The following is a 13,372-nucleotide window of genomic DNA, read 5'->3' as shown; positions in this document are numbered from 1 at the left end:
CGCACGCGCGCACACGTACACCGGCAAAACCATGCAGGAGGTCTCCCGAATGAGCGACGACACGTATCTCCATCTAGCAGGCATCCACAAGCGCTTCGACAGCACCGTGGTGCTGCATGACATTCATCTCACCGTGCGACGCGGCGAAATGCTCTGCTTCCTCGGTCCGTCGGGCTGCGGCAAGACCACGCTGCTGCGCATCATCGCCGGGCTCGAGGCGCAGACGCAGGGCACGCTATCGCAAAACGGACGGGACATCTCGTCGCTGCCGCCGATGCGGCGCGATTACGGCATCGTCTTCCAGTCGTATGCACTCTTTCCGAATCTGAGCGTCGCGCAAAACGTGGCGTACGGACTGACGAACCGGCGTGTGCCGCGCGCCGAGCGCGACGCGCGCGTGGCCGAACTGCTGGCGATGGTCGGGTTGCCCGACGCGGGCGGCAAGTTTCCCGGTCAGCTCTCCGGCGGCCAGCAGCAACGCATTGCCATTGCGCGCGCACTCGCAACCTCACCCGGCCTGTTGCTGCTCGACGAACCGCTCTCGGCGCTGGACGCCCGCGTGCGCGTGCGCCTGCGCAGCGAGATCCGCGCGCTGCAACAACGGTTGGGCATCACCACCATTCTCGTCACGCACGATCAGGAAGAAGCGCTGTCGATGGCCGACCGCATTGTCGTGATGAACAACGGCGTCATCGAGCAGGTCGGCACGCCCGGCGAGATCTATCAGCATCCGGCCACGCCGTTCGTCGCGGACTTCGTGGGCAAGACGAACATCCTGCCCGCGCGTCTGGGCGACGCAGGACGCGTTCACGTCGGTCAGTACGAGCTGACGTGCGGCACGCTCAACGGCTGCCGCTCGGGCGAGGACATTCGCGTCTTCTTCCGGCCGGAGGACGTGCGCGTGCGCGATCTGGACGACCTCGACGACACCGCCAACGTGTTCGACGGCAACGTCGAGAAGATCGAGTTTCTCGGCGCCTTCTCGCGCGTGACGCTGCGCATGCACGCTTGTGACCACGCACTCTACGCCGACCTCTCGCCTGCGGACATGCAGGCTCTGCAACCGGCGACGGGCGGCGCGTTGCGCTTCTCGGTGCCGAGCGCCGCCGTGCGCGTCTTCCGTCAGGGGTAGCCACGATGAGTTCCTTAAGTTCAGCAGGCTCGACACTGACGACCAACTCGCAAGGTCACAGCGCGTCGGCATCGCCCACGACGGCGGATCGGCCACCGCCGTCCGCAGTTCGCCCGATAAGGCTCGCCTCGCACTGGACGGATCGTCTCGCACAGGCATTGCTGCTTGTCGCTGCCGGGGCCGGTGTGCTGTTTCTGCTCGCGCCCATGGCGGCGATTCTCGTCAAGAGCGTGCAGGACAACGACGGCCACTTCGTCGGGTTGCGACACTTTCGCGAGTACTTCCACTCCCCTGCGCTCTTCGGTTCGATCTGGAACAGCGTCTGGATCTCGATGGTGACGACCTGCATTACGGTGCCGCTCGCCTTCGTCTTCGCGTACGCGCTCACGCGCAGTTGCATCCGTCACAAGACCCTGCTGCGCAACATTGCGCTGATCCCGATTCTCGGCCCGACGCTGCTGCCCGCCATCTCGTTCATCTTCTGGTTCGGCAATCAGGGGCTGTTGCGTCCGTTCATGGGCGACGTGGACATCTACGGCCCGCTGGGCATCGTCATGTCGCTCGTGAACGCCACGTTCCCGCATGCGCTGATGATTCTGATTACGGCGCTCTCGCTCACCGATGCACGGCTCTACGAAGCCGCCGATGCACTCGGCACGCCTGCGCTGCGACGCTTTCTCACCATTACGCTGCCCGGCGCGAAGTACGGCGTGATCAGCGCGGCGATGATCGTCTTCACCTACGCGATTTCGGACTTCGGCATTCCCAAGGTCATCGGCGGCGATTTCAATGTGCTGGCCACCGATATCTACAAGCTGGTGATCGGACAGCAGGACTTCTCCAAGGGCGCGGTCGTCGGCCTGGTGCTGCTCGTGCCCGTCGGCATTACCTATCTGGTGGACTCGATCGTGCAGCGCAAGCAGCAGGCGCTGCTCTCGGCGCGCGCCGTGCCCTATGTGCCGAAGCCGTCACGCGGATTCGACTGGCTCATGGCCACGATGTGCTGGGGGATGGCCGCGATCATGCTCGCGATTCTGGGCATGGCGGTGTACGCGTCGTTCGTGAAGTTCTGGCCGTACAACTTCAGCCTGTCGCTCGGCACTACCGTTTCGGGCTGATCGAAAGCGGCGCGGTGGATTCGTACGTCAACAGCTTGCAGATGGCGTTCTGGTGCGCCGTGTGGGGAACGGCGGCGATCTTCGTCATTGCCTACCTGCTCGAGAAGACGCGCGGCATGGCGTGGGTGCGCGGCTTCATCCGCATGATGGCGGTGCTGCCGATGGGCGTGCCGGGGCTGGTGCTGGGTCTGGGTTACATCTTCTTCTTCGTCTCCGAGGCAAACCCGCTGCACAACCTGTACGGCACGCTCGCCATTCTGGTGATCGTCAACGTCGTGCATTACTACTCGTCGAGTCACCTCACGGCGGTCACGGCGCTCAAGCAGATCGACCCCGAGTTCGAGTACGTGTCGGCGTCGCTCAAGGTGCCCTTCTACCGCACCTTCTGGCGTGTGTCTGCGCCGATCTGCCTGCCGTCGATCATCGACATCAGCCGCTATCTCTTCGTCAATGCCATGACGACAGTCTCCGCTGTCGTCTTCCTTTACTCCGCAGATACGTCGCTCGCCTCGGTCGCCATCGTCAACATGGATGAGACCGGGTCCATCGGACCGGCCGCCGCGATGGCCACGCTCGTGGTGCTCACGTCGATGCTGGTGTGCCTGCTCTATCACGGCGTACAGATCGTGGTGGAGCGCTACACGCAGGCATGGCGTCGACCTTCCGGCAAGGTGCCGGGCGCACGCAACGGACATTGAAGTTGGTTTTCGTCACTCGTTTTGCTGACTCATTCGGTAGTTTCCCCGCTTAATAGGAGGCGGTCATGATTCTCGGTCAGGAACCGATTCTGCTCACCCCCGGCCCGCTCACCACGTCGCCGGCTACCCGACAGGCGATGCTGCGCGACTGGGGGTCGTGGGACGCCCAGGTCAACCGCATCACCGCGTCGCTGTGCCGCGATCTGGTGGACATCGTGCACGGCGGCGACGATTACGTCTGCGTCCCGCTGCAAGGCTCCGGGACATTCTCGGTGGAAGCAGCCATCGGTACACTCACGCCGCGCAACGCCCGCATACTCGTGCCGGATAACGGCGCGTACTGCCAGCGCATTCTGAAGATCTGCCGCTATCTCGGTCGCGACGCCGTCGCGCTGCCCATCCCCGAAGATCAGGCGGCCAGCGCGGCGGTCATCGACGAAGCGCTCTCGCGCGATCCGTCGATCACGCACGTCGCGCAGGTCCATCTCGAAACCGGCGCAGGCGTGCTGAACCCGCTGGCCGATATCGCACGGGTCTGCCAGAAGCACGGCAAGGGGCTGATCGTCGACGCCATGAGTTCGTTCGGCGCGGTGGAGATCGATGTGCGTTCGATGCCGTTCGACGCGTTGATCGCCGCAAGCGGCAAGTGTCTCGAAGGCGTGCCGGGCATGGGCTTCGTCATTGCCAAGAAGACGGTGCTCGAAGCGAGCGGCGGTAACAGTCACTCGCTGGCGATGGACTTGCACGACCAGTACACCTACATGCAGAAGACCACGCAATGGCGCTTCACCCCGCCGACGCACGTGGTCGCCGCGCTGCGCGCCGCCGTCGATCAGTTCCTCGCCGAGGGTGGACAACCGGTGCGCGGCGGGCGCTACCGGAAGAACTGCCGTGCGTTGGTGGACGGCATGGCGTCGCTGGGCTTTCGTCCCTTCCTCGAAGCGGAGGTGCAAGCGCCAGTGATCGTGACATTCCACGCGCCGACCGACAGCAAGTACGACTTCAAGGCGTTCTACGCGGCCGTGCGCGAGCGCGGTTACATCCTCTACCCCGGCAAGCTCACAGAGATCGAGACGTTCCGCGTTGGCTGCATCGGCGCCATCGACGACAACGAGATGCGTAACGTCGTCACGGCGATCTCGCAGTCGCTGGCGTCGCTGGGCATTCGTCAGGTCGCGCCGCTTACGCGTGCTGCGTAGGTAGCGACGCGTCGTTGTTCGTCCTCTTCCGTCGTAAAACGGCGAGCGGCCCGAGTGGTCGCTCGCCGTTGTTGATCTAGGGAATCGTCCGAAACTCTGCTTTTCTTGCGGCGCTGCAACGGCGTCGCCTCGTCCTACACAAGGCCGCGCACGGCCTTGATTCCCCTGCCAAATTCCGTGTCCCGCGATGTCACTCGGCGGGCCTCGTCAGCGCTACGTCCCGGGCACTTTCCCATCGCGCTTTTTAGAATGGCTCGCACATTTATCGCGCATTAGCGCGTCGTCCCGCAGCTCCGTCACTGCACTGCTGCTGTCGTCGCCTCCCCCCGAATGCCGCCGCCAGGGGCGCGTTGCCATCGCGCATCGCCCTTTCTGCACTCCATGCCATTGGGAACCGGAGCACGATGAACAAGCACCTCTATCGATTGGTCTGGCGGCATTGCCGCGTCGATGTCGTCCCCGTGCCGGAAACGGCGCGTCAAAATGCGGGCGCGACGGGGTCGCGTGTGCGTCGTGCAAGACGGTTCCCGACGCTTCGAGTGGCAGTTACCGCGATGTCGTTCACGCGCGTATGCCTTGCCTGCATCGTCGTGCTCGGCGCATTGGCACCCGCGACAGCCTGGGCGACTTGCACGGCAGCGGGCAACATCGTGACGTGCAGCGGTGCTGCGAATCCGCTCGCACCGTCCTACTCGAATGCGGGCAACAACTTGCAGGTCACAGTCAACAGCAGCGCCGGTGTCGGCGTGCTGCTCGGCGTGGGTGGCACCGCCCTGTCGCTCACGGGGAACAACATCACGCTCGTGAACGGCGGCACCATCGACCCTTCGCTGCTCGGCGGCATCGGGCTGCTCGCATCGGGCACCGTCATCGGCAATGGCAATGCCGGTGGCAGCACGCAGACGGTCACGAACAACGCGATCATGCGGGGCACGGTGGGTGTGTTGGGTGTCAGCCTGCCGGGGCTAACGGGTCTGGCACTCGCCGTGCAGAACGCCTCCGGTGGCACCACGACCATCAACAACAGCGGCACGTTGGGCGCCACCCCCATTCTCGGGGTCACGCTCACGGGGAGCGGCAGCGCACCGGTGGCGGTGGCCTACGGTGGTGCGGGCGTCAACTTCTCCAATACGGGGACCATTCTCGGACGCGTAGCCTTTCAACCCAACGCCACGACGGGTGCAGGCAATACGTTCAGCAATGAAGGCACGCTGAGCGGCAGCGTGTCGCTCGGCACGAACAGCAACAACACGTTCACCGCCGTTACCGGCGCTACGTTTAACGACGGAGGCAGTACCGGTGTCGGCGCCCTTCCCGTCGTCGGCTTCAATCTCGGCTTCGCGCCTGCGGGCGTGATCGACGGTGGCGCAGGCGGCACCAATGCGCTGGTCCTTCGCAATTCCGCTAACAACGCGACCACGACGGGCACCGGCACGCTGAACGGTGCGAGCTACGTGAACTTCACAAGCGCCACCGTGAATGGCGGTACATGGACGCTCACCGGTCCGCTGGCCGTTACGTCGACCACGCTCAACGGTGGTCTCGCCGTTTTCGATAACGCGGGCAGTTTCGGCACCGGCTCGCTCACGGTCAACGGCGGGGCCATGCAAGCGGCCAGTGCAGGGCTAACGATTGCGCTTCCGACGACATTAGGCACCAACGGCCTCTCTGTTTCGGGGACCCACCCGCTGACGTTGGGGGGTGTCGTCAGCGGTATCGGCAGCGTGTCGCTGGGAGGCACGGGAAGCCTGTCGGTCTCAGGCATCAACACCTATTCCGGAGGGACATTTCTCACCAGCGGTACGCTCATCGCGGGCAGCAGCACGGCGTTTGGCAGCGGCACGGTTCAGGTATCGGGCACCACCGGGGTACTCGACGCCAACGCACCGGTGTCGCTCGCCAACACGATTGCCATCGGTGGCGGCAGTACGTTGACGCTCGGCGGCAGCGCGGCGCTCACGCTGTCAGGTCTGATCGGCGGTAGCGGCAGTCTGACCAAACAGGGCGCGCAGACCGTCACGCTCACAGGGGCCAATACGTTCAGCGGGGGCGTCGATGTCGCGGCGGGAACGCTGGCGTTGTCGGGCGCGGGCAGCTTGCAGATCGGGGGCACCCCGCTTGCGCTTTCCGGGGCAAGCGCAGTCTTCGATATGTCGGCGGCGAACGGCGACAGAACCGTTTCGGCCTTGTCCGGTGTGGGCAACACGCAGATCGCACTTGGCGCCAACAATCTGACGCTCGGCAGCAGCGTTGACAGCGGGTTTGCGGGCACCATCGGCGGCACGGGCGGCATCGTGAAGACGAATGCCAACACACAGACACTGAGCGGCGCGAACACCTTTACCGGCGGCACCCGAATCAACGCGGGCGGCATTACGCTGGGGGCTGGCGGCTCACTGGCCGGCACCGGTGCGGTGTCTCTGCTCGGCGGCGGCACCACGTTCGACATCAGTCAGGCGTCAGCGCAAACGATTGGCGCGTTGTCGGGCATCGCCAACACGTCGGTCGTACTCGGCAACAACGTGCTGACCTTCGGCGATGCGAGCAACCAGACGTTCGCCGGTGCGTTCACGGGCAGTGGCGGGCGTCTCGTCAAACAAGGCGGCGGCACGCAAACGCTCACCGGACAGAACACCTTCACCGGTCAGATCACTATCGATCAGGGCACGCTCGCCCTTGGCGGCACGGGCACGCTGTCGGCGAATCCGGTCAGCATCGCGGGCGGTGCGGCGCTCGATATCAGCGCCGGTGGCAACCAGACGATCAGCGCACTATCGGGTGCGGTCGGCAGCACGATCGATCTGGGCGGCAACACGCTCTCCTTCGGCGACAACACCAACCAGACCTTCGCAGGCACGCTGACCGGCACCGGTGGCGGCATCGTCAAGTTCGGGACAGGCACGCAAACCATTACCGCCCAACAAACGTTGACGGGCAGCGTTGTCGTGGGCGGCGGCTCGCTCGTCATCGGTGCTGGTGGCGGATTGTCGGCGCAAAACGCCGTGACGCTCGGCGATAGCTCGACATCGCTGGACATCAGCGCCGCCGGTCCGCAGACCATCGGCTCACTCAGCGGCGGCACAGCGCAGGTGCAGTTGGGTGCGAACACGCTGACCTTCGGCGACAACACGGGGGAGACGTTTAACGGCAGCATTCACGGCACCGGGGGGCTGATCAAGCAAGGCCGCGGCGTGCAGACGCTTGGCGGTGCGAGCGACTTCTCCGGCGGCGTGACGGTCAACGCTGGCGGACTGCAACTGGGCAACGCGAATGCGCTCGGCACCGGTACGCTCGCGCTCGCCGATCAGACCACGCTCGACACGACGCAAGCGCTGACGCTCGCCAACAACATCACACTCGGCGGCACGTCTGCGGTGCTGGGCAGCGCGGATCTGACACTGACGGGGGCTGTGACGGGGAATGGCGCACTTCAGAAGGCGGGGGCTGCGACGCTCACGCTCGCAGGCGCGGGGAGCTGGACCGGAGGCACCACCATCAACGACGGGGTGCTCGCGCTCGGCAGTGGCGGCTCGCTGGCGTCGCAAGGCGCTGTCGTGCTGGGCGGCCCGACGGCGACGTTCGACCTTAGCGGCGCGGCCGCGCCGCTAACCATCGGCGCGTTATCGGGCACCGGCGGAACACTCGCGCTTGGCCCCACCATGCTGACCTTCGGTGACGCCACCGATCAGACACTCGCCGCCACGATCACCGGCACGGGCGGACTCGTCAAACAGGGCGCGGGCAAACAGACAATCACCGCAACGCAAATGTATGTGGGTGCCATCGCCATCGCCGATGGAACGCTGGCACTGGGCGGCGGCGCAGCGCTTCAAGGGGGTAACGCGCTATGGCTCAGCGGCGCTAACAGCGTGTTCGATATCAGTGGCGGTGCGGCATCGACCATCGGCACTCTTGACGGCGTGACTGGCAGTGCCATCTCGCTAGGTGGGCAGACGCTGACGTTGAACAACTCAAGCGACGCAACATACAGCGGTGCGGTTCACGGGACCGGCTCACTTGTCATCGCGGGTCGCAGCGTCCAGACCCTCGCGGGTGCCAGCGATTTCTCCGGCGGCGTGCGGGTCGCGTCTGGCGGACTGGTCGTCGGCAACGACCTTGCGATGGGTACGGGGGCAGCGACATTCGGCGACAACGTGACGCTCGACAGCACGCAAGCTGTCACCCTCGGCAATAGCGCCACACTGCTTGGCACGCTGACTGTCCTCGGCAGTCACGACCTCACCCTCAATGGCGCGCTGTCGGGAAGCGGTGGCATCACCAAGTGGGGCAACGCAACGCTCACGCTGGGCGGCAGCAATACGTATGCGGGCGCGACAATCATCAATGCGGGCACGCTGGCGCTCGGGGCCGGTGCGTCGCTCAATGCCACCGGCATCGTGAGCATCGCCAGCGGTGCAACGCTCGATCTTTCCGCCGGTAACGGAACGCAAGTCATCGGTGCAATCGACGGTGGGGGCACCGTGAACATCGGTGCACTGGTCACCGAAGTTGGCAGCGCGGGCAACGATACGTTCAGCGGTGGACTCACCGGCACGGGATCGGTCATCAAGATCGGCACGGGCACCGAAACACTCACCGGACAAAACAGCTACACAGGCGGCACCGTCATTCGGGCGGGCACGCTGGCACTCGGCGGCGCAGGCACGCTCGCTACGAATGGTGCCGTCACCCTCTCCAACGCAGGATCGGTGTTCGATATCTCGGGCGCTACGGGAGCGCGAACCATCGGTGGACTCTCTGCCGATGCCGGTACGCAGATTCGATTGGGGACCAACACGCTCACGTTCGGTGACGCGACGACGCATACGGTCGCGGCGGTCATTAGCGGTGCGGGCGATCTCATTAAGCAAGGCACCGGCGCGACGACATTGCTCGGCGCGCAACAGTACACCGGCGCCACCACAATTTCCAACGGCACCCTCGCGCTCGGGGCCGGGGCCAGCCTCGCGCCGGGCGCGTCCGTGGCGCTGACCGGGACCGGCGCTGTGTTCGACCTCAGCGCGGCGGGGAATCAATCGCTGGGACATCTGTACGGCACCGGCGGCCGCGTCGTTCTGGGCGGTGGTAGTTCGTTGACGCTCGGCAACAGCGATAACGACACGCTCGCGAGCGCCATCTCCGGGACCGGCGCGCTGATCATGGACGGCAGCGGCAGACTCACGCTCGGCGCGCAGAATACGTTCACGGGGAACGTCAACGTGAATAACGGCACGCTCGCGCTGGATGCCAATGGCACGCTGACGAATGCGAACGACGTGACGGTCGCGTCCGGCGCGACATTCGATGTGAGCGCCGCCACGACGCCCGTCATCGGCGCGCTGAGCGGCATCGCTGGCAGCACAGCCGACTTCGGCACACGGACGCTCACGCTGGGCAGCACCAACAACGCCATTTTCAGCGGTGCGCTCAATGGCACGGGCGGTCTCATCAAACAAGGCAGTGGCACACAAACGCTGAACGGCGGCGTCGCGTTGACGAGCGACGTCCGTATCGACGCGGGCACGCTGGCGCTTGGCAACGGCACGCAGCTAGGCGGCAAGAACGCCAATCTCAACGGCGCGACGGCCGTCCTCGACCTCTCCGCTGGCCCCAATCAGACCGCTGCGACGGTTAGCGGTGTCGCTGGCAGCACCCTCAATCTCGGCGGCACGACGCTGACGCTTGCCGACGCCGCAGGCAGCGCACTCGCGTCTGACGTTCACGGCGCAGGCGGCAGTCTCGTGAAGCTCGGCAGCAACGTTCAAACGCTTTCGGGCAATAGCGATTTCACGGGCGGCGTCGACGTTCAGGCAGGCGGCATTTCAGTGGGCAGCAACACGGCGTTGGGCACCGGCACAGTGAACTTCGCCGATGGGACATCGCTCGACGCCACGCAAGCCAGCACGCTCGGCAACCAGATCGCGCTCGGTGGCAATCTCACCGTCGTCGGCACGAACGACCTCACGCTTAACGGTGCGATCAGCGGCGCAGGTGGCATCACGAAGCACGGTGCGGCCACACTCACGCTCAACGGTCAGAACACATACGCCGGGGCAACCAACGTCAACGCCGGGACGCTGGCACTCGGCGCGGGCGCGAGTCTGAATGCAGCGGGTGTCGTCGATGTGCAGACCGGCGCGACCTTCGATCTGTCGGCGGGCAACGGCACGCAAACGTTCGGTGCGCTCACCGGTGGCGGCAACGTCAACATGGGCGGCAACACGCTGGAGGTCGGCGCGAGCGGGCTGAACGAGACGTACAGCGGCGGCGTGATGGGCACCGGTAGTCTGGTAAAAGTGGGGACCGGCGTCGAGACGATGACCGGTTCGAACACCTTTACCGGCGGCACGGTCGTGCAGGCAGGGACACTGGCACTCGGCGATGCGGGAACGCTTTCCTCCAACGGCGCAGTCGCGCTACAGAACGCGGGCGCAACACTCGACATTTCCGGCGCAAATGGCGATCGTGCGATCGGTGCGCTGACTGCACAGGCAGGTACCAACGTCACGCTCGGGAGCAATACGCTGACGTTCGGCGATGCGTCGAGCCACACGGTGAGCGGCACCATCAGCGGCACGGGCGGCATCGTCAAGCAAGGCAGCGGCACGCAAACGCTCCTCGGTCAGCAACAGTTCACCGGCACGACCACCGTTGCGGACGGCACGCTCGCGCTCGGCGCGACCGGTCAACTCGCCAACGGGGCGAACGTTGCGATCACGGGCGCCAATGCCACATTCGATATCGCAGCGGCCGGTAATCGAACACTCGCGACGCTCTCAGGCACCGGTGGCACGGTGAATGTCGGCGGCAATACGTTGACGTTTGGAGATGCGAGCAACCAGACGCTGGGCGCGTCCATCGCGGGCACCGGCGGCATCGTCAAAGCCGGTGCAGGCACGCAGACGTTGACGGGACAGAGTACGTTCACCGGTGGCATCGATGTCGCGGGTGGCACGCTGGCGCTGGGCGCGGGTGGCACGCTCGGCGGCGCGAACGACGTCACGCTTGCGAGCGGCACCGCACTCGATCTCTCCGGCGCAACGGCGCCGGTCACCGTCCGGGGGCTCGACGGTGCCGCCAACACCACCGTCTCGCTCGGCGGGCAATCGCTCACGCTGGGGGGCGCCGCGAGCAACGCTTTCGACGGCAGCATCACCGGCACTGGCGGCATCACGAAGCAAGGGAGCGGCACGGTGACGCTTGGCGGGAACAACACCTTCACGGGCGGCACGACGGTGAATGGCGGCGGCGTCACCGTCACGTCGCCCGGTGGGTTGGGCACCGGCGGGCTGACCGTCGCACAGGGCCGCGTGACCACGCAAGGGGTCAACGTCACACTGCCGTCGTTGAACGGCACGACACAGGGCGGACTCACGATTAATGGCGGTTCGGTGTCTGTGGCGTCGGGCAATTTCCCCGGCAGCGTTTCGGGCACCGGCGGTCTCACGAAGACCGGCGGCGGCACGCTCACGCTGGGTGCCCAAAATCCGTTGTCGGGACCGACGACCGTCGCCGGTGGCACGCTGGGTATCGGTGGACTGCCCAACTCACCGGTCACCGTCCAGACAGGCGCCACGCTGACGACACCCGCACCGGCCAGCGCCGGTGGCTCGGGTGCAGGCGCACAGACCGGTCCCCTGACAGGCGCGAGCGGAAGTCAGATCGTTGTCAGTGCGCCGGGGTCGACACTCAGCGTCGGCGGCAACCTGACGCTTGCGCCGGGGTCGACGTTGCAGGTCAACGCAGCCCCCGGTACCGCGCCGAGTCAGGTCAACGCCACCGGCAGCGCCACGATCGGCGGCAGCAACCTTGTCGTCAATGCGGCACCGGGCACGCAACCGTCCGATGCGTCCGGGGCCGTGATCGTGTCGGCGACGGGCGGCGTCTCCGGGCAATTCGCATCGACGTCCACCAACCTCCTCTACCTCACGCCACAGGTCAGCTACACGCCGACCTCCGTGTTGCTGACGTTCGCGCCGAACGGTACGCCCCTGTCCGCCGGTGCGGTCACACCGAATCAGCGCGCGGTGGCCGGTGCGGTCGCTTCGCTGGGCACAGGCAGTGCGCTGTATCAGGCCTCACTTGGCCTGACGGCCGCCACCGCGCCCGCTGCATTCGAAAGCCTCGACGGGAGTTTGCATGCTTCAGTGGCATCGATGCTGCTCAACCAGTCGCAGATTGCGCGCGACGCGGTCTCACAGCGACTGCGCGACAGTCTCTCGCTTGCACTGAGGTGTGATTCAGAGACATCGGGGGATGCACGCACAGGCAACCGCAAAACCTCACCGGATCAGGGTGGCGATTGCCGTTCGCAAGCGCGTGCGACACAGGCATGGGCATCCGTCTATGGGAACGACGGACAAATGCGTAACCGTACCGTTGGCGATGGCGGCTCAGGTGCGGCGACGCTGCATCGCCGTGGCACGGGGGTGTTTGCCGGGGTGGACGCGCCCTTCGCCGACGCATGGCGCGCCGGTATGTTCGGCGGACTGGGGCACAGCACGTTCAACACGGGTGCCAGCGCGTCGGGCAACAGCAACGACGCGCAGATCGGCGCTTACGTGAATCGGCGCTTCGGACGTCTGGGCGCCACGGTCGGTGGCGCATACGGCTGGCAGCAGATCGGCGCACAACGCGCCATCGCCATCGGACCCATCTCACAGACCGCGCGGGCGACATACGACGCCGCCGTATGGCAGGTGTTCGGCGAGGCGGCGTGGCGTCTCGACGCCGGGCGCGTCAGCGTCGAGCCCTTCGCAAACGTGGCTTACGCACGCGTGCGCACCGATGCCTTCGATGAATCCGGCAGCATTGCCGGGCTCCATGCCGACGAACAGTCGCACGGCGTCACGTTCTCCACCGCAGGCCTGCGCGGTGAGACCCCCTTCGCCATGGGGACCGGGCTTGCGGCATCGGGACGCTTACGATGGTCGGCCGGGTGGCGTCATGCCTACGGCGCGAACACCCCGGACATGCAACTGGCGTTCTCGGGGACGTCTACAGCATTCACCGTGGGGGGCGTGCCGATTGCCCGCGATGCAGCGGTCGTCAGCGCGGGTATCGACGCTTTCGTGGGCGATACCGTCACGCTCGGCGTGAGCTATTCAGGTCAGTTTGGCGGCAAGGTCAGCGACAACGCGGTGTACGGCAACGTCAACTGGCGCTTCTGATGTGCGCTGGCATGGGGACTCGCCTGTAACGACCGCCTCCGGTAAGCTCCGCAGT

The 13,372-nt window shown here is 65.7% G+C and carries 3 protein-coding genes and 1 pseudogene; all 4 read left to right on the top strand.

Features of this window, described 5'->3' with window-relative positions:
* Positions 1-49: 49 nt before the first annotated feature.
* The 4 genes and pseudogenes from MB84_RS02960 (at position 50) to MB84_RS29760 (ending at position 13,317) form a co-directional block, all read left to right on the top strand.
* On the top strand, positions 50-1,132 hold the full coding sequence (locus MB84_RS02960) for a putative 2-aminoethylphosphonate ABC transporter ATP-binding protein (RefSeq protein WP_046293342.1): 1,083 nt from the start codon (positions 50-52) through the stop codon (positions 1,130-1,132).
* A 5-nt stretch (positions 1,133-1,137) separates the two neighbouring features.
* Positions 1,138-2,948 (top strand): annotated as a pseudogene (locus MB84_RS02955) (putative 2-aminoethylphosphonate ABC transporter permease subunit).
* 65 nt (positions 2,949-3,013) lie between these two features.
* On the top strand, positions 3,014-4,147 hold the full coding sequence (locus MB84_RS02950; protein ID WP_046290693.1) for a 2-aminoethylphosphonate--pyruvate transaminase: 1,134 nt from the start codon (positions 3,014-3,016) through the stop codon (positions 4,145-4,147).
* Between the two features lie 539 nt (positions 4,148-4,686).
* The gene (locus tag MB84_RS29760) at positions 4,687-13,317 is read left to right on the top strand and encodes an autotransporter-associated beta strand repeat-containing protein (protein ID WP_169834978.1); all 8,631 of its coding nucleotides are present in this window, start codon (positions 4,687-4,689) and stop codon (positions 13,315-13,317) included.
* Positions 13,318-13,372: the final 55 nt, after the last annotated feature.

The sequence above is a fragment of the Pandoraea oxalativorans genome (assembly GCF_000972785.3).
Lineage (GTDB): Bacteria > Pseudomonadota > Gammaproteobacteria > Burkholderiales > Burkholderiaceae > Pandoraea > Pandoraea oxalativorans.
Note: the sequence above shows the minus strand (reverse complement) of the source record. Positions and strands in the feature narration are given on the sequence as shown.